This window comes from Enterococcus sp. C76 (assembly GCF_040886985.1).
In the GTDB taxonomy this organism is placed as follows: Bacteria; Bacillota; Bacilli; order Lactobacillales; family Enterococcaceae; genus Enterococcus_B; species Enterococcus_B lactis.
Genome location: NZ_JBFOEY010000003.1, coordinates 72237 through 96138, shown reverse-complemented (window position 1 = coordinate 96138; position 23902 = coordinate 72237). Strand labels below are relative to the sequence as shown.

18 protein-coding genes are annotated in these 23902 nt (G+C 39.3%); 4 read left to right on the top strand and 14 right to left on the bottom strand.

Annotation, left to right across the window (positions count from 1 at the left end; genetic code table 11):
• Nucleotides 1-111 precede the first annotated feature (111 nt).
• Nucleotides 112-672 (bottom strand): TetR/AcrR family transcriptional regulator, encoded by a 561-nt coding sequence (locus AB3I00_RS05145; protein ID WP_368024850.1) that lies wholly within the window; start codon nucleotides 670-672, stop codon nucleotides 112-114.
• Nucleotides 673-821: 149 nt separating this feature from the next.
• On the opposite strand from AB3I00_RS05145, the gene AB3I00_RS05140 reads away from it, so the two are divergent.
• Nucleotides 822-2114 carry a multidrug efflux MFS transporter gene (locus tag AB3I00_RS05140; RefSeq protein ID WP_368024848.1) on the top strand — a complete coding sequence of 431 codons (1293 nt, stop codon included), beginning with the start codon at nucleotides 822-824 and terminating at the stop codon, nucleotides 2112-2114.
• Between the two features lie 59 nt (nucleotides 2115-2173).
• Here the strand turns inward: AB3I00_RS05140 and AB3I00_RS05135 are convergent, their stop codons facing one another.
• The 6 genes from AB3I00_RS05135 to AB3I00_RS05110 form a co-directional block, all read right to left on the bottom strand.
• Nucleotides 2174-3292, bottom strand: coding sequence for an aminotransferase (locus AB3I00_RS05135; protein ID WP_002329560.1), 1119 nt, complete (start codon nucleotides 3290-3292; stop codon nucleotides 2174-2176).
• A gap of 13 nt (nucleotides 3293-3305) precedes the next feature.
• Nucleotides 3306-4727: an arginine-ornithine antiporter gene (gene arcD, locus AB3I00_RS05130; protein WP_368024846.1), complete on the bottom strand. Its 1422-nt coding sequence runs from the start codon at nucleotides 4725-4727 to the stop codon at nucleotides 3306-3308.
• 244 nt (nucleotides 4728-4971) lie between these two features.
• Nucleotides 4972-6093 carry a tRNA 2-thiouridine(34) synthase MnmA gene (gene mnmA / locus AB3I00_RS05125; protein WP_002314554.1) on the bottom strand — a complete coding sequence of 374 codons (1122 nt, stop codon included), beginning with the start codon at nucleotides 6091-6093 and terminating at the stop codon, nucleotides 4972-4974.
• A 206-nt stretch (nucleotides 6094-6299) separates the two neighbouring features.
• A complete protein-coding gene (locus AB3I00_RS05120) occupies nucleotides 6300-6905 on the bottom strand; it encodes a hypothetical protein (RefSeq protein ID WP_123838010.1) in 606 nt (201 codons plus the stop codon).
• Nucleotides 6906-6993: 88 nt separating this feature from the next.
• Entirely contained in the window at nucleotides 6994-7611 is a 618-nt protein-coding gene (locus AB3I00_RS05115; protein WP_368024845.1) for a hypothetical protein, read from the bottom strand.
• A 40-nt stretch (nucleotides 7612-7651) separates the two neighbouring features.
• Complete coding sequence (locus AB3I00_RS05110) at nucleotides 7652-7918, bottom strand: hypothetical protein (protein WP_368024844.1); 267 nt, start codon at nucleotides 7916-7918, stop codon at nucleotides 7652-7654.
• A gap of 1337 nt (nucleotides 7919-9255) precedes the next feature.
• On the opposite strand from AB3I00_RS05110, the gene AB3I00_RS05105 reads away from it, so the two are divergent.
• A complete protein-coding gene (locus tag AB3I00_RS05105; protein ID WP_368024842.1) occupies nucleotides 9256-11187 on the top strand; it encodes a YiiX/YebB-like N1pC/P60 family cysteine hydrolase in 1932 nt (643 codons plus the stop codon).
• 269 nt (nucleotides 11188-11456) lie between these two features.
• Here the strand turns inward: AB3I00_RS05105 and AB3I00_RS05100 are convergent, their stop codons facing one another.
• Both AB3I00_RS05100 and AB3I00_RS05095 read right to left on the bottom strand, forming a co-directional pair.
• On the bottom strand, nucleotides 11457-12044 hold the full coding sequence (locus AB3I00_RS05100) for a metallophosphoesterase family protein (RefSeq protein ID WP_002312057.1): 588 nt from the start codon (nucleotides 12042-12044) through the stop codon (nucleotides 11457-11459).
• A 129-nt stretch (nucleotides 12045-12173) separates the two neighbouring features.
• A complete protein-coding gene (locus AB3I00_RS05095; RefSeq protein ID WP_123838013.1) occupies nucleotides 12174-13451 on the bottom strand; it encodes an MFS transporter in 1278 nt (425 codons plus the stop codon).
• A gap of 190 nt (nucleotides 13452-13641) precedes the next feature.
• Between AB3I00_RS05095 and AB3I00_RS05090 the strand changes: the two genes are divergently transcribed.
• A complete protein-coding gene (locus AB3I00_RS05090) occupies nucleotides 13642-14424 on the top strand; it encodes a hypothetical protein (RefSeq protein WP_123838014.1) in 783 nt (260 codons plus the stop codon).
• Between the two features lie 108 nt (nucleotides 14425-14532).
• On the opposite strand, the gene AB3I00_RS05085 is transcribed toward AB3I00_RS05090, so the two are convergent.
• The 4 genes from AB3I00_RS05085 to AB3I00_RS05070 all read right to left on the bottom strand — a co-directional run bounded on the left by AB3I00_RS05085 (nucleotide 14533) and on the right by AB3I00_RS05070 (nucleotide 18254).
• Nucleotides 14533-14877 carry a DUF1831 domain-containing protein gene (locus AB3I00_RS05085; protein ID WP_002286736.1) on the bottom strand — a complete coding sequence of 115 codons (345 nt, stop codon included), beginning with the start codon at nucleotides 14875-14877 and terminating at the stop codon, nucleotides 14533-14535.
• 136 nt (nucleotides 14878-15013) lie between these two features.
• Nucleotides 15014-16159: a cysteine desulfurase family protein gene (locus tag AB3I00_RS05080; RefSeq protein ID WP_002344559.1), complete on the bottom strand. Its 1146-nt coding sequence runs from the start codon at nucleotides 16157-16159 to the stop codon at nucleotides 15014-15016.
• A 165-nt stretch (nucleotides 16160-16324) separates the two neighbouring features.
• Entirely contained in the window at nucleotides 16325-17299 is a 975-nt protein-coding gene (locus AB3I00_RS05075) for a ribose-phosphate diphosphokinase (RefSeq protein WP_002286741.1), read from the bottom strand.
• A gap of 79 nt (nucleotides 17300-17378) precedes the next feature.
• Nucleotides 17379-18254 (bottom strand): dihydrolipoamide dehydrogenase, encoded by an 876-nt coding sequence (locus tag AB3I00_RS05070; RefSeq protein WP_368024841.1) that lies wholly within the window; start codon nucleotides 18252-18254, stop codon nucleotides 17379-17381.
• A gap of 131 nt (nucleotides 18255-18385) precedes the next feature.
• Between AB3I00_RS05070 and AB3I00_RS05065 the strand changes: the two genes are divergently transcribed.
• Nucleotides 18386-20293: a M13 family metallopeptidase gene (locus AB3I00_RS05065; protein WP_038398445.1), complete on the top strand. Its 1908-nt coding sequence runs from the start codon at nucleotides 18386-18388 to the stop codon at nucleotides 20291-20293.
• Nucleotides 20294-20590: 297 nt separating this feature from the next.
• On the opposite strand, the gene AB3I00_RS05060 is transcribed toward AB3I00_RS05065, so the two are convergent.
• On the bottom strand, nucleotides 20591-23860 hold the full coding sequence (locus AB3I00_RS05060; RefSeq protein WP_368024840.1) for an LPXTG cell wall anchor domain-containing protein: 3270 nt from the start codon (nucleotides 23858-23860) through the stop codon (nucleotides 20591-20593).
• Nucleotides 23861-23902 lie beyond the last annotated feature (42 nt).

Genomic DNA, 23902 nt, shown 5'->3' with positions numbered 1-23902 from the left:
CAGCTTTTCTAGACTCATCTTAGTCACTTTTCAAGAAAGTTGCAAGAATTTTCTCTTATAAAAGGATCATTTAATGAACATCTTGAAAATGATACCAATGAATCTGATTGTTTAAGGCAAAGTAGCGATAAAGTCATTGATCATCCAAAAATAGCTGTCCTCTGGATCGATTGTCGGTTCTTTTGTAAAGTATCCTAAAAAACGCAAGGAAAGATAGCCGTGGATCATACTACGTAATTCTCTGCTTCGGTGGACTTTTTCTTCTTTCGTTAATTGAAAAGCCTCAAAGATCTGCAAAATGATCTGGTTCGTTCCATGGATTCCCTCTAATAAAACTGCTTCATTGGTGTGGGGCACACTGATCAGCAACTCATACACTGCTTGATTTGAAAAAGCAAAGGATCGATAAGTTTCTGCATAGATCTGCAGTGCTTCCTGACCACTTTTTCCCACAAGAGCCCGACGCAGCTGGTCATTAAGTTCCTGCAGAAGTTTTGCTGTTAGCGCTGTTTTGACATCACGAATATTTTTGAAATGGTTATACAGCGAGGGAGCCTTGATATCCAAGCGTTTTGCTAAATGCTGAAAGGTTATTTGCTGAACATCCATCTCTTCTGCTAGTTCTCGAAAGCAGTCGATGATTTTCTCTTGAGACAGATTTCTTTTTTTCATTTCCATGTTTCCTCTCATAAAATAAATCCTTCACTCTTTCAGTTTACCACGAAAAAGAACGAGAAAAAAGAGACTTTCATTGATAAACTACATATTGTAGTTTATAATAAAGAGTCGTAGATGAAAATTTTCAGAAAGAAGGAGTCTAATTGGCTGCAAGAATAAAGGAAAAATTATTTAGGAAAAGAGAAATTTGGGAACAAAACTTGTTTGTCTTATGGTTTGGAACATTTATGGCTGGTATCGGATTTAGTTTAGTCATGCCTTTTATGTCACTTTACATAGATACGTTAGGTAATTATAGTACGGCACAATTGAACTTTTGGAGCGGATTGACTTTTTCATCTACTTTCTTGGTGACTACGCTGATCTCTCCTTGGTGGGGGAAATTAGCCGACCAAAAAGGAAGAAAATTGATGCTGCTGCGTGCTTCATTAGGAATGGCAATCGTCATTTCTTTGATGGGCTGCGTGACTAGTGTGTATCAATTAGTCGCATTGCGTCTGCTTCAAGGGATTTTTTCTGGTTATATCAGTAATGCCACTGCCCTTGTCGCAACTGGGACGCCAAAAGAAAAAAGTGGTCAAGTTCTTGGAACCTTAGCAACTGGTTCTGTTACAGGAACATTACTTGGACCGCTTCTTGGCGGGATCTCTGCTTCAGCGTTTGGCTATCGCCCTACCTTTTTCATTACAGGGATCATCTTATTTTTCGTCTTCTTGTTGAGTCTGTTTTTCGTCCATGAAAAATTTGTCCCAGTGAAAAAAGAAAACATGGTTTCTGCCAAACAGATTTTCAAAGACTTGAAATATCCACACGTCGTCATCGGTATGTTCGTCACAACGATGATCATCCAAGCATCCAACAATTCCATCAGTCCGATCATCAGTCTGTACATTCGTCAATTGCTGCATGGACATGGGAATGTTACGTTGATCAGCGGAATCATCGCTTCGATACCTGGAATTGCTACTTTGATAGCCGCTCCAAGATTTGGTCGCTTAGGTGACAAGATTGGGAGTGAAAGAATACTTGCGATTGGTTTGGGTTTTGCGATTTTGGTTTATATCCCAATGGCATTCGTCACAAATGTTTGGCAATTAGCTGCCTTACGTTTTTTGATTGGTATCTCTGATGCTTGTCTGCTCCCTGCTGTCCAAGCATTGATCACAAAATATTCGCCTCATCAAGCTGCTGGACGGATCTTCAGTTATAACCAATCTTTCCAAGCAACTGGTAACGTAGTAGGACCTATGATCGGCTCCAGTGTTTCCAGTGCATTTGGTTATCGTGGCGTCTTTCTTTCGACTTCTCTTCTTGTTTTGGTCAACTTCTTGCTTGTACGACACAATACACAAGAGATCCATCAGCAAGAAACTGCAGAAGAAAAAGCTTCAGGAGTCTCCATATCTTCAGAGCACTCTCCTTCTCATAGACAATAAGCGTAAATGAAAAACACTGCTTGAACAGTTGTCACAGACTGTCCTTGCAGTGTTTTTATTTAGGCCTGTTTTTTCAAGAACTCAGATAAGAGGGATAATCCCTTTTCCAAGGTTTCTTTTTTACAACAGTAACCTAGTCGGGCATGCTTCGGCAAATCAAAGGCACTTCCTGGTACTAATAGTACTCCTGTTTCTTCTAATAAATTGATACAAAATGTCTGGTCATCTTCTTCGATGGCTAATTTGATGAAAGAAGTAGAGACGTAATTGGGAGCGACAAGTTCAACTTTCGGTTCATTTGCTACCCATTGTTTTAAAATCGCAAGGTTCTCTGTAATGATCTTTTTGTTTCGCTCCAAGATTTTTTCTTTGTTCTTCAATGCATGTACAGCAAGATCATCTGACAGGACTCCACCGCAAATCATCGTGTAGTCTCGATATTTTCGAAAAACCTCTGCCAACTCAGGTCCAGTAGCTGTCCAGCCAATACGGATACCTGGAATGGAGTAGGTTTTGGATAGGGAATTGGTTGCTATACCTTTCTCATAGACATCTACGATCGACAAGAATTCACCATTATCTGTTAAAGGCGCATATACTTCATCTATCAATACATATGCATCTACTGTACGAGCAATTTCTGCGATTTTTTCTAAAATTTTCCGATCTAGCAATGTGCCTGTAGGATTGTTTGCACTATTCAAACAGATGATCTTTGTTTCAGGTTTGACTAAGTCTTCCAGCTGTTCTAAATCAAACTGCCAATCTTCTTCTTCCTTCAAATGAACAAAGTCAACAGTGGCACCTAAAGATTTGGGGATGTCATATAATTGCTGATAAGTGGGAAGCATCGAAACAACATGGTCTCCTGCTTCCACTAACGCGTATAGAGCTAAAAGATTAGCACCAGTCGCTCCGTTCGTTTGTAAGATGTTTTCTGGATCGACGGTTTGATAAAGAGAAGCGACTTCTTCTTTGAACGCATCTGATCCTTCGATCCAGCCATAGTCCAATGGTTCATTTTTGCGGTTTTCGAAAAATTCACTTACGCTAGTCCCGTCTAAGCCAACGAGTTCGTCTAATGTCAATGCTTCGATCGAACTTTGTGCAATATCATATACCGCTTTCTTCTCCCATTTATTTAGCCATTCTTCTACACCGAAATTTGCGATTTCCATGTTTCTTTCCCCCTTATATCTTGATCCAGCCTACAGCAAGCAACCCGATTGAAAGCAGTGCGGCCACACAAATCAGCCCAATCATTACTTTTTCTTTTCCCGTGATTTGATGGTTGGTTTCCCGACAAGCGATCCAGTAGAAGCAAAAACCAGGAAGATAAGCAATACTACATAAAAGGACATAAGAAAATCCTGCTAAAATGATTCCCATCAATTCAAAAACTACAGCAATCCCACCGATCACTACTTGTTTTTTGACTCCTTCTTTTAAAGAAAACTGGACTTGATAGATCCCGACAAGCAGATAACAAATCAAGATTGCCGCTGTACATAAAGAATAGGCAAATTGATAGGCATAATCAGTAACTAAGAAAGTCAATAAGAATAGATTAGTCAAGATGGCAGTAACAACTAACGAATAAGTTGGGGCATTTTTTTTATTCGTTTTTCCCCAAGCTTTCGGCAACAGACCGTCTCGAGCCATCAACATCGTTGTTTCTGATGGGAGCATCGTCCAAGACAGCCAAGAACCGATGATCGAAATGATCAAGCCGATATTGATCAGTGCCGCTCCCCAATTTCCCACGATTCCTTTTAAAATATTTGCCATAGCAGGTTGTGAAATAGTTGCTAACTCTTCTTGAGATAAGACACCGTATGGCAAGATCGAAGCAAGGATATAGATAAACAATAAACAAAGCAGCCCAATGATTGAGGCTTGCTGGGCTTCTGAACGTTTCTTCGCGCGGTTAGCTAAAACACTTGCACCTTCGATCCCTACAAAGACCCACATCATGACCATCAAACAACCTTTGATCTGCAACCAGATCGTTCCTTGCTGTCCTGATCCATTCACTAGATTAACAGATACGTTGCCCCAAAAATCAGTAGTGAATATATTCACTTTAAATGCGATAAATACAAATATTAAAAATAGGAATAATGGCACTAATTTACAGATCGTCACGATCGTATTGATCACGCTCGCTCCTTCAATCCCATTGTTTACTAATAAAGTCAGACCCCAAATAAAAAGACTTGCAAATAAAATAGAAGGAACATTTTGTCCCCCTTTGAATATCGGAAAAAATTCTCCCATGGCACTCATTAGCATCGTCGCAAAAGCAACATTTCCTAGCCACGCAGACAACCAATAGCCCCAGCCACTAATGAAGCCACCTAACTTCCCAAATGAAGCTTCTGCATACCCAAAAATCCCGCCATCCAGATCTGGGCGTTTTTCTCCTAAATGATTCAGCGATAATACCAAAGCTAAAATACCAATCCCGACGATTATCCATGAAAGGATTGCTGGCCCAGGGACGGCAGAACTAGCCAGATCACTCGTGATTCCAAACACACCGCTTCCGATTGACGAACTGACAACGAGAGCAACCAGTCCCCACTTACTAATACCTGTCGATTTCTTTTCCATTTCCATCACCTTCACTTATAAAATTGAACAAACCACCTGCAAAATATTTCCTTTATTTTGCAACTGCTCTTGCTTACCAAAAAGCAACTTTATTCATATTATTGGATATTATGGACTGTTTCCGCTGAAATTACAAGTACAAAATGAATAAAAATTAATTTTATTGCAAAAAAACAGCTATGCTGTCCAAAAGAAAAGGTGTTTCTTTTGTTAGCCATAGCTGTTTTGATTCATTTCATATTGCTTAAACGTATTGTAAAACTTTTGTTTCTTGGTATGCATGGTCGATCAAACCGCCACCTAGACATTCCATTCCGTCATAAAATACAACTGCTTGTCCAGGAGTGATGGCACGTACAGGTTCGTCGAATACGACTTCTGCACGGTTATCATCCAATAAGCGAACTGTCACAGGAACATCTTGTTGACGGTAACGGAATTTCGCTGTGCACTTGAATTCTTTTGGCATTGGTTCATTCGTCGTAAAGTGGATTTCACTTGCATCCAAGCTTGTGGCGTACAGTGCAGGATGGTGGAACCCTTGACCCACGTATAATGTGTTCGTCGCTAAATCTTTCCCTACGACAAACCAAGGTTCTTGCGAATCTCCTCCGCCACCGATTCCTAGGCCTTGACGTTGACCGATCGTATAGTACATCAAGCCAGCATGTTGCCCTTTGATTTCACCGTCAAGAGTGACCATATTTCCTTTTTTCGCTGGTAGGTAGTTGCTCAAAAATTGTTTGAAGTTCTTTTCACCAATAAAGCAGATTCCTGTTGAATCTTTTTTCTTAGCAGTCGCAAGGCCTGCGCGTTCAGCAATTGCCCGCACTTCTGATTTTTCCATACCGCCTAGAGGGAACATCGTTTTTGAAAGCTGTTCTTGTGATAATTGACTAAGGAAGTAAGTTTGATCTTTATTGTTGTCTACTCCGCGAAGCATATGGACCACACCGTTTTCATCGCGAGTGACTTGCGCATAATGTCCAGTAGCTACATAATCAGCACCAAGATCCATTGCATAGTCCAAGAATGCTTTGAACTTGATTTCTTTGTTACACATCACATCTGGGTTAGGTGTACGTCCTGCGCGGTATTCGGCTAGGAAATATTCAAATACACGGTCCCAATATTCTTTTTCGAAATTCACAGAATAATAAGGAATCCCGATTTGAGCAGCTACTTTCGCTACATCCTTATAATCTTCCGTGGCCGTACATACGCCGTTTTCGTCCGTATCATCCCAATTTTTCATGAAGATCCCGATCACGTCATATCCTTGTTCCTTTAATAAAAGTGCTGTTACAGATGAGTCGACACCGCCGCTCATCCCTACGACAACGCGTGTTTGGCTGTTGTCTGTCATGATATCACCATCATTTCAATTAGATTCTGAAACATCTACGAGTTGAAGGTCGCAACTTTTCAGTATTTTACATTATACGTCATATTTCTGAAAATTTCATCCCTTAATTATCAGCGTTCGAATACATAACCTATCATAGGGAAAAAACAGCGCTATCTTCATACTCCAGTGATTCTCATGATCAAAAGAGGAACGGCAGTTTCGATTCATAAGAAAAACAAAAGAACAACATTGTAATAAGTAGCAAATAGATAATTCATTCCTAAAAGTAGCCACTTTATTCGATTATCCTCAAGTTTTGTAGAGAAATAGAGACCCATCAAGCCGGAAATCATCATGAAAAGCAACAAAGCGATGATTGCCCACATCCTGTCAGTATTTAAATAGAAAGCCAATAGATAATGGATCCAAATAAGTAAACTGATCGATATCAACATCGGTAGACCTAGACCGAACAAAAAAAATGCTTTTTCTTTCTGTTTATATTCTAATATTTCTACTAAACCAATATACAACACACATCCTAGCAACAAATCCAACCTAGATAAACTTAACCACCCAATGATGTAAAACAGCCCTAATCCGCAAATCAAAAGAAAATGAAGAGCAATCACTAGCCATTTTACTTTTATGGAATCCATTCTTCTTGTAAAAGCTAGACTGATACCACTTAAAATCCAACATGAATACTGAATGATCAGAAACCCTATCACTTCATGCCGAATATACAAATGACTGCTGAGCAAAATCATACAGAATACTAACAGAACCACCGATACCCGCTTACTTTTCTTACTTTCTATTGATAACATCCAACTCGCTCCTTTTTAATTGACCCATACATCGCCTTCCTCATGCCCCAATGATTCTCATGATCAAAAGAGGAACGGCAGTTTCGATTCATAAGAAAAACAAAAGAACAATATTGTAATAAGTAGCAAATAGATAATTCATCCCTAACAGTAGCCACTTTATTCGATTATCTTCAAGTTTTGTAGAGAAATAGAGACCCATCAAGCCAGAAATCATCATGAAAAGCAACAAAGGGATAACAAGCCAAGATTTAATAGTATTTGAATGGAAAGCCAACAAGTAATGGATCCCAATAAGCGAACTGATCGATATCAACATCGGTAGACCTAGACCGAACAGATAGAATGTTTTTTTCTTTTTTTGATAGTCTAATGTTGCGACTGCTCCAAAATACAACACACATACTAACAACAACTCCCACCTAGGTAAACTTAGCCACCCGATGATCCACCCAATGATGTAAACAAGCCCTACTCCGCAAGTCAAAAGAAAATGGAGAGCAATCACTAGCCATTTTACTTTTATAGAATCCATTCTTCTTGTAAAAGCTAGACTGATACCACTTAAAATCCAACATGAATACTGGACGATTAGAAACCCTATCACTTCATGACGAATATACAAATGACTGCTGAGCAAAATCATACAGAAGACTAGCAGAACCACCGATACCCGCTTACTTTTCTTACTTTCTATTGGTAACATCCAACTCGCTCCTTTTTAATTGTTTGCTTCGTTGCTGACTTCAAAAAGTTTGAAACAAAATAAATAGAAATTGGAAAACATTAAAATATGTAGCAAATAGATAATTGATGACTAACAACAGCCATCTTACCTTCGCAGATTTGATCTTTGTCGAAAAATAAAGACCTGCTAAGCCAGGGAAGGATACGAAAATCATTAAAGCTGCACTTTGAAGACTATTTCCGTAATAGAAATGAACCATCCCTAGACACCAGCCAGACAGTAACATAGATATACATAACCCGACCAAATTGATAGTTAGTTTCATTTTTTCTCCTTTTGTTTTTAATCCTCTTTTTTTTACAACAGAAACGTTCCGCCATTTTTTACCAACCAAAAATGATCCAGTTAAAGATACATATCAAATTCGATACTATAACAATCGCTTTTAAACATTTAGAATTGATTTTTGTTGAAAAAACCAGGCTTAACCCACCAAATAACCAAATACAAAACATTATTCGTATACGAGTCCCATCGTCGTTATAATTTATTGAAGGGAAAAAAATAGTCAAAGCTATACAAAGCACTAGCAGACTTATTGAAATGATTGTACACGTCTTACTTTTTAATGGTAACATTCACACATCTCCTTTCCGATTGATACATGGCTATCTTAATAAATGACCATAAAATTGCATCATAGTAAGATGGGTAGCTATTAGATAATTTAGTATTATCAGGAACCATCTCATTCTTACAGACTTGACTTTTGTAGAAAAATATAGTCCTGTTAACCCTGGAAAAATCATCATAAGTAACATATATACTCCTTGAGGGCTATTTCCGTAATAGAAATGAGCTATCCCGAGACACCAGCCAGACAGTAACATAGATACACATAAACCGATCAAATTGACATCTAATTTCATTTATTTCCCCTCATTTTCGTTTTTTATTGAAACAACAAACTAAAACAGAACAATTTACATAGCATAAATCACCCAACTATAAATACCAATCAAATCAAGTAGGATAACTAGCATTTTTAACCTTTTAGAATTGATTTTTGTCGAAAAAACCAAACTCAAACCACCAGTGCTCCAACAACAAAATATTATGGACACTAAGAACTGAAGATTATTTTCTATAGAAGGATGAAAATAAAAACTAGCTGAAATGAAACAAATTGACAACAAGCTTATTGAAATGATCGTACACGTCTTACTTTTTAGTGGTAACATCCACACATCTCCTTTCTAATTGATTGATACTTGTCTATCTTCAAAAAAACTCTAAACAAAAAATCTCACAATTTGTTATTTAAAAATAAACAAATAAAGAATATAATAACGAAACAAAACAAACATATATACAAATCAACACGTCTGTTCAATACTCATCCCTACCAAGAAATTGTATCTTCTGTAGACTATCTAACCCCAAATAAAATATAACGTCTTTGATTTTATTCGTAAAAACTTAAGTTAAATGCTAATTATTTCATTAAAGATAACAGTTCTCAATCATCGATATAGCTGATTTTACTCTTTGGTGTTATGTGCAATATACGCCTAGATTAAATAACTGATATATTTTATTTTTAAGCTATCATCATACTGATTCATATGTTATTATTCTAGCATAAAACAAGGAGGGATTACATTGAAATCAAAAATTAAATTGTTTCTGACTACCTGTTTACTCGCCGTCGCATTTGCCATCCCAATCACGACTGTGCATGCTGATACAGATACCCAGCAGATATTGGAGGAGTATTATGAAGAATTCAAAAATGAATACGCTTCCTTTGATCAGACATTTGAAGAGTTCACCTCGAATTATTACAATCAACCATTAAATTCTGCGATTTCCGAAGAAGACCAATTGCGTGACTACCTAAACACCGTTAATGAGCACTATATTCGTAAAGAAGCCGAACAATTATCCAAAGACCCGCCTCTCTGGTCATTTAATATCGGAAATGCTTTGGAGAATATCACTTTTGAAAAAGTACCGACTTATCATAAATATGATCTGATGAATATCGTTCAACCAGGAGATATCATTTTCGAACGGAAAAGGGCTGGAATCACTCCAGTATTTCTTCACCATGTGATGATCGTAGAAGGTATCTATGAAGAAACTCATCTCATCAATGGAAAACCAGAGACCTTCACATATATCCGAACTATCGAAGCAACTGATTATAGTCCTATACTTGAAACAAAAGCTGGAGGCGTTGTTTACGGTGTCTTGGATGATGAACGATTCGATTATACTGATTCAACTATTTTAAGAGTTCCAGCAGCGACAACAGCACAAAGAAATGCAGCCATCTCATTTATGCGTGGACAATTAGGTAAACAGTATAGTGTATGGGGAGATATAATGGGACGGGATCGCTCATCCACTAGAAATGACTGGTATTGCTCTTCCCTTATCTGGGCTGCATATATGAACGCAACACCTGATGGTAGAATCGATGAGCTAACTGACAACAATGATCTTAATTTCCAAGGGATTGATTTAGAAGCAGACAAATGGCTCATTGACCCAGCAATTACACCAAATGATATCTTTCGTTCCCCAAAAGTCGAAAAGATCAATCCTTTTTTCGTAAATTATAAAGATTACGCAGAAAACATACGATGGTCGAACGCCGGCACTCCTATAGATGGCGAAGATTTGATTTTTAGCCGCGGTTCCAATTCATATACATTAAGGAATGATTATCATTTCATCGCCACGGACAAAAATAACGGGAGACCTTATGCAAGTACACGTCTTACTTTCGGGCGCAATCATTCTGGAACAATCATCGTAGAATTCGATATGTTCACCCGTTTTCTTTTAACAGACGAAGCAAGAGCCAAATTTTCTGACAGGAATATCCCGCTTATTCCAGAGACGATCGAAGATTCTGATGTTCCGAACCATGTGATGAACTGGATCAATACCTATACCCAATGTTCGTTGGAGATCGTTTATTCTAACAATATCTCTACTGACAACAATCACTTAAGATATAATCCTTCTTTTACAAAAATCACGAAGAAAAAACATCCAGTCAATCCTTATCATATCAACCAAGTCGTCCATACACCGCCTGCCTTCACTCAGCAAAGATTTGATTATACAGAGAACCTCAGTATCTATGACAAATACGAAATGACGCGACCGAATCCTTTCAATGCAGATGTTTCTTATAATCGAGCTACACCAAGCTGGTATTATTTTTACAATAATTATCATGCGTTGATAAAATTAGAGAATGGTACCTATCGCCACGCCTCTTATCTAAGGATCCATGGTTCATTCACAACTGCTGCTTCTGTCAGGAATGGTTATGGCTTCAATCATGATTTCACGATGACGGACGAAGCAAAAGCGATTTATGGGAATTATTTCTATCATATCGGCGTGAATCAGTCAGTGGATTATGCGATTGACTGGCTAAACCGATACACAAAAGAAAACACCCTGATCGTCTATTCCAATAATATAGATAATGATGTTAGGAAATTGAATGATGGTACTGCCACGGTCAGAAAAGCAGTTAATGATCAAGGGAAATTCGTGTACTGTATTTTGTAGTTCCTCCTTACAACATATGACTGTATTACTAAAAAATAGGATAAAAAGTCGCGCCAAAAAGGGACGACTTTTTATCCTATTTTTGAAAATCAGGTACTTCAATTCTTTTATAACATGCAGCGAACTGCTTTTCCGTTTTGTTCCTTGTGACACAGAATTGGGTAGCAGGCTCAAAAGCTTGCATTTGTGGGGACAAGTCCTGCCAAATCAAAAACACGAGAAGCTGTTTTTGGTTGCCTGTTCTTATCACTTGATGCAAGTCAGCTTTTTCACGACCTCTTTGCTTCATATATTTCTTTGATTTGCTGTTCGGATAATGGCGTACCGAATGGCAGTTTTTCTTTTAGAAGGTCTCTTTCTGGTGCGTCTACGCCTACATTGACGACGTTTTCGATGGGTACACTATAATGATGGATATGCCCGTGAAGGTTTCGAATGGTGTCGTTAGGTCCGAGTAACATTGGATAATGCGTCAAGTAATATTGCTGATGGTCGAACTTCACGATAGCACCTACGTCATAAAAATAAAATTTGGGACTGCCATCAGAAAGTCCAGGATCGTTTTTTTCTAAATAACGGAAGAACGCACGACTGTCATGATTCCCTTTGATCAAGTGAATCGTTCCTTGCAGTTGACTGACTAATTCTAAGATGTCTGCATTTGCTTTTTCATACTGCGGATGCATGGCAAGATCACCTAGATGATAGACGTGATCCGTTTCTTTTACTACTGCATTCCAGCTAGTGATCAACTGTTGGTTCATCTCATCTACATTTGCAAAGAGTCGCGGAGCAAAGTCATTTTCTCCTAGTAAACGCTCATGAAAAAAGTGCATATCACTCGTAAAATAATTCATGTTTCTCCTGCCTCCCTTTTCCTTAGAGTAAACAAAATTGCTGAACGGAGCAACTCATAACATCTAAAAAAGCTGTGAAAAAACCACTTGATTTCAAGTAGAAAGAAAATTTTTATCACCGCTCCTTTTCTATTCGTTTTCTTGTTCACGGTGTTCTTTCACCAGTTTTTTCTGTAATTCTTTATCATAATTTCGAGCAACGGGTGTCAAAAATAAAATGATCCCACATAAAAGCGTACCAATTCCCGCAATCAGAAACATCTTTTCTACACCAATCTTATCTGTCAAGGGGCCGGCAAATATTAAGCCAATCGGCCCTGGCAAAGTCATTAATGAGTTGAATACACCTAAGACTCGTCCTAAAACGTTCGGTTCATAACTCTGTTGGATGATCGCCATCAGTAAGGTATTGAAATAAGGTGTGGCAAAACCTGCCCCGGCATTCAGTAAAAGAAAATAAAAGAATCCTTGTGTTGTCCCCGGCAACAATCCACTAGCACCAATCGTGGTACCTACGACTACATAAGCCATGAAAATCGGCTTCATCCGGTCTTTCCATTTTCCAAAAAAGCCAATCACCGCCCCACCTGCAAGCATCCCTACTGAATAGACTACTTCGACAAGACCCGCCTGTCCTACATTTTGACCAAAATAGCCCATCGTCATCAACGGATACAGACTGGCAGCTGGCATAAACAATAACGTGAACACAGCACCGTTGAGCATGATATGCCAAAGACCTTTATTCTCGTACAATTTTTTCACACCAAATTTTGTATCTGTCAACAAATGAATGGTTTCTCCTTGCGAAATAACCTTAGGGATCGTCACAAAAACAAGTAATCCCACACCAAATACCGCGCCTAGCACATCAAGCAAAATCAGCCAGTTGATAGGTATCACTGTAAATAAAAACGCACCTATTGCAGGCGCAATGATAAAATTCGCTGACTGGACCATGCCTAGCTGTCCATTGATACGTGTCAGCTCTTCTTCTGGGACCATCGTAGGAAGGATCGATTGGATCGTCGGCATCTGGAAAGTTTGAGCAATTGCACGAATGAACAACGATACAAACACTAGCCACAACGGAAATGTGTCAGAAATCGTGCCGACTACTACCAAGACCATCGCAAATAATGCGACAATGATATCTGTCAAAATCAACAATCGCTTTTTGTCCCAACGATCCACCAACGGACCAGCAAACGGACTCAGCAAAACCATCGGGATCATACCTAATAACGTAGCAAAGCTCAAGATCGTTGCTGAACCTGTCTCTTTCGTCAGATACCAAATGATTGCATATTGCACGATCATACTCGTGATTCCAGATAAAAATTGACCTGTCAAAAACAAGTTGATATTTTTACGCCAATGTAAAACCGGCTCCTTTTCTTCTCCCATATCCTTCCCCCACTTTTTCTAAGACTTATCGTCCTTACGTAGCTAGAATTATACTTGATTATTTCCTTGAAACCTAGCTGTTTGTTCAAATACCATCGTTATATATTTTCAGTTTTGTTAAAAAAGTAAAATTAGCAGAAAAAAATCAGCAAGCATGCTAAACTAAGAAAAAACTAGGAGGGCATCAGTCATGAAAATCAACTTTCAGACCACTCTTACCCCTGAAGAAATCAAAATCGTACTTGAACAGGCACAGGGTACAATCTGGATCAGCCACAAGCTGCCTAAGCTTCCAGAAAATGCTTTTTATCTCTTTTATCATCAAAAGGTGTGTACAGCAATTGGGAAAACAGTCCAACCAGAAACAATCGATACCGTCATCATGATCCAGCTTCCTTGGGATATAGAAGCCGATTATATGATCTACATGCTCACCGAACAAGCAGAAAAAGCTGGTCTTACAATAGCCAAAGAATCGTTTCCTTCGATTCCTGAAACGGCTAGAAAGAAAATGGCAGAACACCAAGAGAAGATTGCTGCTATACTAAGTACATTTGGTTATCCAATCGATTCTTCCGTGCCATCTGCCGCTGAAGATACGAAGAAAAAACCAGCAAAAGCTCGTCATCGCTGGTCAAAAGAAGTCAGCGAGATTCCTTTTACCGTCGATTTCAGGGGAAGTCAAGCAACGCTTTACTGGATCAAACGAAATGAATTGCTGATCAAAGCAGGCGCGACGCTCGTCAAAGATCCTCCTTTAAATAAAGACGGCTCATTAGGTTATGCTGCAAAATATGGGCAAAAGCTACGAGATGATTATAAAGACAAGATTTCAGGCACAACCACGATCGAAGATATCATCGTAAAAAGTGTGAATGAGGCAAGCTTGCTGTTGTACTTTGCCGGAACAAATAGTTGGTTGGAAATAGTGGATGAACATGGAAAATCAATTGATGAGTGGACGAGAGTCTGATTTACAGCAGAAAAAATAAAAAAGACAACTATTTTGTGTCGTCCTTTCAAAGTTAGAGATCTAACGATTAGGCCGTTTCAAAACTAGTTGTCTTTTTATATCCACAGGTTATTCGACTTTTTCGAATAATCCTCGGCTGATCATCCCATCCATCAAAAAATAGAATTTATCTTGACTCATTTTCTGTTTCGGATCTTTGAAAATATTGACTGCTTTCAGTCCGTTTGCTGTAGTAATCGACATTTTCAATGTTTGGATATCTTTTGATACAGTGATTTTCAGTTTGAAGCCTTCTTTGCTTTGCGGCGTTGCATCTAATGGTCGGATCAATTGATAATTGCCTCCGTTTGTTTCTGTAAACCCATTATCACGCAATGTATATCTTTTTGCATCAGGATGCAAACGATAGCTGATCGGTGCGCCAAGTACAGTTGCTGTTGTTTCAAATGCCATGATTTTCACCTCGATAAAATTAGTTTCTCTTTATTATAAAAGTTTATCCTGATTTTTACTAGGTTTTTCAGTTAAGTTCCCTAAAAAATGAAGGCGTTCTCTCAGACATCTGTCCACATCAGAATGACTTTATTAGTTATTTTTTGACAGCACGAACTAATTGATCAAGGAAATAATGGATGTCTTCTTCAGTATTTCCCAATCCAAAGCTGATACGAATGGATTCTTTTAGTATCGGCGTATCTTCTCCATACATCGCTTCTAATACGTGAGAAGGTTCGATGTTCCCTGCTGTACAAGCCGAACCAGTAGAAATAGCGATTCCGTTCAGATCAAGCTTCATCAGTAGCAAATCATTTGCTTCGCCAATCAAGCGAAGATTCAACACATGAGGGAGTTTATTCGTTAAATCACCATTTACTTGATAAGGGATGTCGTTTGCTTCTAATGTATCAAGAATCAATTGTTGGAATCCTTGATATTTGTTGTTACGTGCTTCACGTTCTTCAGGTGACAGCAGTTCAACTGCTTTTGCCATTCCCCAGATTCCTGCCAAGTTTTCTGTACCTGCACGCCGTTTTTCTTCCTGCTCGCCACCTAAAAGCAAGGCAGGGATATTTACTCCGTCTCGTTTATATAAGAAACCGACGCCTTTTGGTCCATTGATTTTATGAGCAGAGATACTTAATAAATCGATTCCTAATTCTTCTGGATGGATCGTTTGGTTTCCATAAGCTTGTACCGCATCTGTATGGAAATAAGCTGGATGATCTGCTAAAAGTTCACCGATTTCTTTGATTGGCATCAAATTTCCGATTTCATTGTTCCCGTACATCACAGAGACCAAGATCGTATCTTCTCGTAACGCTTTTTTGACCTCTTCGATCGACAGATTCCCTTTTTCATCTACAGGCAGATATGTAACGTCAAACCCCTTTGTCTCTAAATATTTCATGGTATTAAGAACAGCAGGATGTTCGATAGCTGTAGTGATTAGATGTCTGCCTTCTTTTTGACGCGAGAACGCTGTTTCTAAGATAGCTGTATTATCCCCTTCTGTTCCACCACTATTAAAGATGATCTCATGAGGTTTTGCTTGCAGACTATCTGCAATGATTTGTCTTGCTGTTTCCAATTTTTCATGCGCGTGGCGGCCAAACCCATGTATGCTTGAAGGATTACCAAACGTTTCTTGCATGATCGCCGTCATCGCTTCAATTACTTGCGGATGCATGGGGGTAGTTGCCGCATGATCCAAATAAATAGTTTTCACTTCATTCATCCCTTCCAAATTATCGCTAGGCACATTCTAGCATAAAACAGCGAACATACCAAAGAATTACTTTTACCTAGAAGGCACTTAGTGTAGCGAAAAAAAGACTGCCCAAAATAAGGTGCAGTCTTTCTTCTCGTTGCTAATTGATCTTCTCGTTTTTTGTCTTTTTTCTTATTCGAATTCTTTTTCTTCCAGACGGAATAACGGACTCATCGGTGTATTTTCATGGATGCGTTTGACCGCTTCACCCATTAATTCTGAGCATGTAACGATCGTTAAGTTTTCCGGATGACGATTTTCTTCTGTGAAAACAGAATCAGTGATACAAATATCTTTGATTGGTGCATTGTCTAAAATGCTTTTCGCATGATCGGACAATAATCCATGTGACGCACAGGCATATACTTCTTTTGCGCCGTTTTCTTTTAATACATTTGCTGCTCGTGCAAGCGTTGCTCCGGTGTTCAAGATATCATCTACCATGATACATGTCTTTCCTTGAACATCACCAATCACATAACCACCCTCCGTTGAAGCATCATCTGCATGGTCTACGATGGCTAATGTACTGTTCAAATATTCTGAAAGACTACGTGCACGCTGAACGCCGCTGTTTTTTGGCGACACAACTACGATGTCATCTCCCGTCAGACCTAATTGACGGTAATAATGAGCAAACAATGGCATCGTAAATAAATTATCTACAGGAATATCAAAGAATCCTTGTACTTGAACCGTGTGCAAATCTAAAGTCAGTACTCGAGTTGCTCCTGCTTCTTCGATCAAGTTAGCAATCAATTTCGCAGTGATCGGTTCATGAGGTTTCGCCGTGCGGTCTTGTCTAGCATACCCATAGTAAGGCAATACGACATTGATCGTTTTCGCACTTGCTCGCTTCATTGCATCAATCATAATCAGCAGCTCCATGTAGTAGTCATTGACAGGTGCATTCGTTGATTGAACGATGTACACATGATCCCCACGGATACTTTCTTCAATATTGATGGAAATCTCCCCATCACTAAATTGCTTCACGACGCTTTTACCTAATTCTGTTCCAAACACTTTCGCGATTTTTTCAGCTAATGGACGATTCCCATTCAAACTAAAAATCTTCAACGTGTCATCCTGATACTTATTACTCATGTAGTCCTCCCCAAAACTTCTCTATTCTTCGATAGTTTAACATATTTTTCCAAGATTTTCTGTTAATTTCAGCAAATTCTTAAGGAAGTGAAACTGTTCCGTTACTCCAACTGGCAGGAATAACTTTATGATAGTCCCCCCAGTTGTCGTGTACTTTGTAATAACGTTCTCCTGTTTCAGTTTCAAAATAAGCATACGCCGTCACCCAATGATTGCCGTAAGTACTACCAAGTACTTTCAAGATTCCAATCATCACAGGCTTGCCTTCACGTATACGTTTTGTGGCTCGCTGCCATGAACCTAGAAGAGTTGCTCGTGCACGCTCGTGATTGCCATTCTTCTTTAAAAAACTAGAAATCCCTGTACTGACTTGAAAAGGAATCGTAGGAAGGCCTAGTGGTTGGATTTGGCTACGCAACGCCTTTGTCAATGCCATCGAGTTAGACGTGTTTTTCTTGCGGATCTCTAGGGGAAGCATCCACTCTTCACGATAGTCTTGATAGTAGGCAAGTAAAACCGCCGCCGCATAAGTCCCGCAAAGATAACCTGAAGGAGTAGCCCATTTCTTATACCTAAAAAAACGTTCTTCTGGCAATCCCACCCAACAATTTGTGAGTTCTTTTCCTGACCTTTTTTCTTCGATCAAAACAGGCACCTCTTCTTTTCTGTTGATCCATTGAGAGAACTCGATTGGTGCTTCATTGATCAGTCTCCATTGGCTACGAGAAATACCCTCTTGATAGGTATATTCTGCTGGAGAGTATTCTATCGGATGTCCTGATTGATCGATGATCACATAACTTTGATCTTCAAAAATCAGTGCTAAAAAAAGCCGTTCGCTTTTTCTTGATTGTAGTTGCTGGGTGCTGGCTAATTTTTTGATTTTTTTATCTATTTTAAAATAGAAAGGTTTATCCACTACTTGTTTCAGTTGGGATCGCCTCCTTTTTTTCATTATAAGTGAACGATTGAAAAAAACAAATCAGTTTGATTGTCCGAATTTTCAAATTTTTTTATGTTCTATTTGTTAATTCCTTCATTTTGTAAGATAATGGGCACACGAAACAAAAAAGGAGCGATCGATGAATGAACAAAGAACGATTGAAACAAGATTTCTATGAAGCAGTCAATGAAGAATGGCAAAAAACAGCAAAAATCCCTGCAGATAAACCAGCTACAGGCGGTTTCCAAGACTTAGTTGACGGGATCGACCAACTTTTGATGGGAGAAACAGACGATCTGCTTGCCCATCCAGAAAAAGTATCTTCAGAAAAAATGAAACATTTCCTTGCTTATTATCAACTGGCAAACGATTATGACCGAAGAAATGAGTTGCATGCTCAACCACTTCAGCCTGTAATCGAGAAAGTTGAATCATTGCAGTCTTTCGACGAATTGAATGAGCAATTCCCGGAATGGTTGTTGGATACACTACCATTGCCATTTAATCTAGATGTAGATGCTGATATGAAGAATGCACAGACGAATGCTTTCTTTGCTTATCCGCCTTCTTTATTTCTTCCAGATAAGACGTATTATGCACCAGAACATCCTAACGGTGCACAACTAATGGGCGTTTTCTTTGATATGGCGGTTCAATTATTGGAGCTTGCTGGCAAAGAAAAAAGTCAGGCAGAAGCAATCACAGAACAAGCAGTGCAATTTGATAAATTGATTGCTCCTCATGTAAAAAGTGCAGAAGAAAACGCAGATTACAGCAAAATGTATAATCCGCAATCTTTTGACACATTTATTCAATACACAGATAAACTTGACTTGAAAAAACTTGTCACTGGTTTGATTGGGACAACCCCAGATAAAGTGATCGTCACTGATCCAGTGTACTTTGATCATTTGAATGACATCCTGACAGAAGCTCATTTCCCCTTATTCAAAAGCTGGATGATTATTAAAACAGTACGTTCTCTTAGTGGGTATCTATCAGAAGAATTCCGCCAAGTCAGCGGAATCTATTCTCGCGTATTGTCTGGAACAGACGAAGCAATGCCTCAGAAAAAAGCAGCGTATTATCTTGCCTCTGGTCAATTTGATCAAGTCGTTGGTGATTACTACGGGAAAAAATATTTCGGCGAAGCTGCTAAAAAAGATGTAGAGCAAATGGTGAAAAAAATGATTGCCGTTTATAAAAAACGGCTAGAAGAAAATGACTGGCTTGGGGATGCAACAAAAGAAAAAGCCGTCATAAAATTAAATAACTTAGGTATCCAAGTCGGTTACCCCGATAAGATCCCAGCACTATTCGACCAATTCAAAACAGTACCTGCAGATCAAGGTGGTACTTTGCTTTCAAACACTCTTGCTTTCAGCAAACTCACATTAAAAGATCGTTTCAGCAAATGGAACAAACCAGTGGATCGTTCAGAATGGGAAATGAGCGCTGATACAGTCAATGCTTATTATCATCCATTCCGGAATGTGATCGTCTTTCCGGCAGCCATCCTTCAAGCACCGTTTTACAGTCTAGAACAATCAAGCTCTGCTAATTACGGGGGAATCGGAGCTGTTATCGCTCATGAGATTTCCCATGCATTTGATAATAACGGCGCTTTGTTTGATGAATATGGCAACTTGAACAATTGGTGGACAGAAGAAGATCTTGCACAATTCCAAAACAAAGCACAAGCAATGATCGAAGAATTCGATGGTCTGCCTTTTGCTGACGGAAAAGTAAACGGAAAATTAACTGTTTCAGAAAACATTGCGGATGCAGGCGGTCTAAGCTGTGCATTGGAAGCAGCAAAAACAGAATCAGATCTTTCTATCGAAGAATTCTTTGTCAATTGGGCAACGATTTGGCGTACAAAAGCAAAAAAAGAATACCAACAACTTTTACTGCAAATCGATGTTCATGCCCCTGCTAAACTTCGAGCAAATGTGCAACCCAAAAACCTTGACGAATTCTATGAAACATTTGGTGTCACGGAACAAGATGCTATGTATCTAGCGCCAGAAAAAAGAGTGCGAATCTGGTAAGAGGTTGTGAAAAAGCTGTCCTGCATCAAGTAATAAGAACAGCCAAACAAAAATAGCTCCTCCTATTTTTCGTTTGGTTGGGCGTATTACCGCAGATGCAAGCTTTTGAACACCGTATATCAGAGGTTGTGAAAAAGCTGTCCTACTTCAAGAAATAAGAACAGCCAAACAAACACAGCAAGTGGGATCTCATCTATAAAAATGATAGAAGGAAGCGGGACGAATTGACGTCTCACTTCCTTCTTTTTTTACTTTCCTCAACTAATTGTTCTACCTTATCAAAAGGATACCGTGCGTTTATTTTTTTCGCTGTTTCATGACATAAGCAGCTACACCGATCAACAAAATTCCTCCAGCTACTGCTAACAACGGGCTATTAGACTCTCCTGTTTGTGGAAGTCCTTGAGCGCCATCTTTTTCCCTTTCTTTTGCTGTCCCATCTGGATCAGAAGGTTTTTCATTTGGCGATCCATTCCCTGGATTTTCCCCTTCTGGTTCATCAGTTCCTGGTGGCACACTGACAGCTTCTCGCACTGTGATCGCTTTTTGCTGGGTAACAGGTTCTGTATGAGCAACCCATTTTTCACCATCAAATGTTTCCGAACGATAAGTGACTTCTAGCGTATATTCTCCTTTTGAGGGTGCTGAAAAAATAGCGGTATAATTAGAAAATTGAGCACTTGACTGTGTTTCAACGATTTGGATCTTTTCTGGGAAATAACGCATATCTTCAAAGACAGGCGTTCCTTGATTTGGTGTGAATGCTGACACAAATACTGTAAAAGGCTTCAGTTCGATGATATTTCCTTCTGCATTCTCCGTCACACCATTTGCCTCTTGGATAATGATTGGATTATTTTGTTCGTTTGGTTTTGTCTGATTTGGTTCTTGTACGATTGCATATTCTGGATACTCCGAAGACGGTGAGGTTTCTCCGTCAAAAGTAGCACCTACAGATAGTGGAAGACCATCTACTCTTCCCTTTTCTGTTTGACGATTCTCCGGTTTGATTTGCATCAATCCATGGACATGGATGCTTCCATTCGCATAGCGCGTAACAGGCTGCTGCCCTTCTTGCGAATGTGTATTTAGAGATTCGATCCAATCTTTTGATACGGTATGTCCAAGAGTATTTTCTGATTGTTTCTCTCGTTCATTCCAATAGTAGTTCAACGAGTGATAGATTTGATCTTCGTTTTGATTCAATGGGCGGATCTGCTCTCTCATCTCAAGATTTTCTGTTCGGAAAGATAAGATACCAGAAGCATGGAAGTCTGTGTTTCCTGCCGAAGAGGTATAAAGAGCCACATTATAGGAACCATTGTTGAAGCTTGTACTGCTATTGACGATAATATCTGTTCCGCTATTGGAATCGATTCCTTTCGCAAGATTTTCGAAAGACAAACTATTGATCAATTCATGAGGGCCCGATAAAGAGGAACCACCCATTTTGAATCCATTACCGTTCCCTTCTCCTTCAACTCCCGGTACCCAACCGTTTCGATAAGCAACTGAATTTTTGATGACTACTTTCCCGATCGAACCTGTTTCATTTTTAGCAAAAAGATCCCAACCATCATCTGCATTATGATAAGCGATACAACCGTCAAATACATTCCCTTCTCCTATTGTCAGTTTGGCCGCAAATCCATCGGCATCTTCAAATCCCGGGTCAGCATTTTCAAAAGATGTACAGTTCTTGACTAAGTTATGCGCTGGCCATGCTTCGAAAGGATCATTTGAGCTACCACTGATTTGGATTCCTGTATTTCCATTCCGATAAGCATGGATCTCTTCAATCAAATTATGGTTTCCAGAAATCTGCAATCCTTTTTGCATAGCAGCACTATTTGTAACGTCAAACCCACGTAAAACCCAGTAGTGACTAAACAGTGTCATCCCATTTCCAGTTCCTTTAAAATCAAGTACAGGTCGCTTGTTTTCTGGATTTTTCTCTGCAATCAATTGAATCGGGTTTTCTCTTGTCCCGTTAACTCCTTTTGGAATCGTCAATCCTCTTTCAAAGGAATAAGTTCCAGGAGCCAGGACGATTGTCTGCCCAGCATATGCGTATCTCAATGCTTGCATCAGAGATAACGGATTTTGTCTGCTTCCGTTTCCTGTATCTGACCCTTCCGGTGTTACATAAACTGTCGAATAGTTAGGTTTACGGTAATCAACTGTATGCAGAATCTCTTTTGTTTCATAACTAGCCATCTCTACGTATTCTTCTGGCGGATAGTTTTTATCTGGTGTAAAACTGAAAGTAAATTCGTTCGTTCCTTCCATCAATTTTGTCTGATAATCAAATTCCCGATTTGCAGTGATTGCCAAGTCTTTCGCGTTCTCAAGTACCTCTCCTGTTGCTTGATTTTTGATTGTTAATAATCCGTCAGCATTTGCTCTAAAGGACATAGTATGGTCTTGGTTTCCTGAATGATTACTAGAGGTCACAGTGTAAATCGGATCAATCAAGCGAATGGGCCTTTCTTGTCCAGGAGGATCTGTCGCAGGATCTGAGTAAGCCACTTCGATTCCTTCTACCTTGATCGTCATATTCCTTGCTGCAGCAAATCCTGCATAGATAACCGATTCATCGGAAGCATATAGCTTTTCCCAGTCATACATGATGTCAGAAGCTAGCTCTTCCCCTGTTTCAGGATCGTAATAATATGCCTCTAAACCAGTGTTCGTTTTTTTCATCTCTACATCTAGTTTAGTAATCGAATCCGTAGCCGGAAACAGATTCCCATGACCGTTTCCGAATATATTATAAGAACCTGCTTCTTTTTCTAAGAGCCCTGCTGAAGTCTCTAAAGGCGTTGTTTCCACTGAGACACTCCCAGGAGCAGGCGCGGCTTGAGGATCTTCAGATGATATTCCTGTGATTGCCCGTGTCCCCAATCCAAGTCGCATCGTATATTTGCTGCCGTTCGTGCTGACCACTTCTTGTCTATCCGAGTCCCAGACATATTCGATCCGACTGCCCAGTATGGCAAATGAATTCGAATAAAATGCTTGCCCAAACAAATGATCTTTTGGTACTGTGTCTCTCACCATCAATGCAAATCCTTCTTGAGCATTCGTATAGGTCCAAGATTCTATTTCAATCGTCGCCCGCATCCTAAAATTGGTATCTTTCGGAATGGCTTGATAATAATAGGTCATTCCATCTGATCCGCTTGACTGGAATTTCCCACCGTTATTCGTGGAAGAGAGCCGCACGCCGTCTTCTAATGGTTCAATCGCATATCTGCTGGCACTTGTGCTTTCTCCGAAAACTACCCCTTTCCACTCTTCAGGAACTTCATCAGATTGCTTTTCTGTCTTTTCATTTTCTGATTCTTTTATCATAGGATCATTTCCTTCTTCCACATCCTTCTCTTCACTAGCCGTTGATTCTACCTCCAATATTGCCGTTTCTTCGCTGTTCACGTGTGCATTTTCTTCGTTCACAGTCTGTTCGTTAGCAGCAACTTCAACGACAGAAGTCAAAATCGGAGTACTGAGCATGAGGAGATTCATCATTAGTGCACTGTATTTTATTCGTTTTTTTATCAAGTCCATCCCTCCTGAAACAAATTAGAAAGCGTTTACTTAAAGTATTAC

Excerpts from the sequence above, each read along its gene's own strand:
- AB3I00_RS05060 (WP_368024840.1), bottom strand. The coding sequence starts at position 23,860 with ATGGACTTGATAAAAAAACGAATAAAATACAGTGCACTAATGATGAAT.
- AB3I00_RS05100 (WP_002312057.1), bottom strand. The coding sequence starts at position 12,044 with ATGAATTATTTTACGAGTGATATGCACTTTTTTCATGAGCGTTTACTA.
- AB3I00_RS05110 (WP_368024844.1), bottom strand. The coding sequence starts at position 7,918 with ATGAAACTAACTATCAATTTGGTCGGGTTATGTATATCTATGTTACTG.
- arcD (WP_368024846.1), bottom strand. The coding sequence starts at position 4,727 with ATGGAAAAGAAATCGACAGGTATTAGTAAGTGGGGACTGGTTGCTCTC.
- AB3I00_RS05070 (WP_368024841.1), bottom strand. The coding sequence starts at position 18,254 with ATGAAAAAAAGGAGGCGATCCCAACTGAAACAAGTAGTGGATAAACCT.
- AB3I00_RS05080 (WP_002344559.1), bottom strand. The coding sequence starts at position 16,159 with ATGAATGAAGTGAAAACTATTTATTTGGATCATGCGGCAACTACCCCC.
- AB3I00_RS05095 (WP_123838013.1), bottom strand. The coding sequence starts at position 13,451 with ATGGGAGAAGAAAAGGAGCCGGTTTTACATTGGCGTAAAAATATCAAC.
- AB3I00_RS05115 (WP_368024845.1), bottom strand. The coding sequence starts at position 7,611 with ATGTTACCAATAGAAAGTAAGAAAAGTAAGCGGGTATCGGTGGTTCTG.
- AB3I00_RS05090 (WP_123838014.1), top strand. The coding sequence starts at position 13,642 with ATGAAAATCAACTTTCAGACCACTCTTACCCCTGAAGAAATCAAAATC.
- AB3I00_RS05120 (WP_123838010.1), bottom strand. The coding sequence starts at position 6,905 with ATGTTATCAATAGAAAGTAAGAAAAGTAAGCGGGTATCGGTGGTTCTG.
- AB3I00_RS05075 (WP_002286741.1), bottom strand. The coding sequence starts at position 17,299 with ATGAGTAATAAGTATCAGGATGACACGTTGAAGATTTTTAGTTTGAAT.
- AB3I00_RS05065 (WP_038398445.1), top strand. The coding sequence starts at position 18,386 with ATGAACAAAGAACGATTGAAACAAGATTTCTATGAAGCAGTCAATGAA.
- AB3I00_RS05135 (WP_002329560.1), bottom strand. The coding sequence starts at position 3,292 with ATGGAAATCGCAAATTTCGGTGTAGAAGAATGGCTAAATAAATGGGAG.
- AB3I00_RS05145 (WP_368024850.1), bottom strand. The coding sequence starts at position 672 with ATGAAAAAAAGAAATCTGTCTCAAGAGAAAATCATCGACTGCTTTCGA.
- AB3I00_RS05085 (WP_002286736.1), bottom strand. The coding sequence starts at position 14,877 with ATGGCATTTGAAACAACAGCAACTGTACTTGGCGCACCGATCAGCTAT.
- mnmA (WP_002314554.1), bottom strand. The coding sequence starts at position 6,093 with ATGACAGACAACAGCCAAACACGCGTTGTCGTAGGGATGAGCGGCGGT.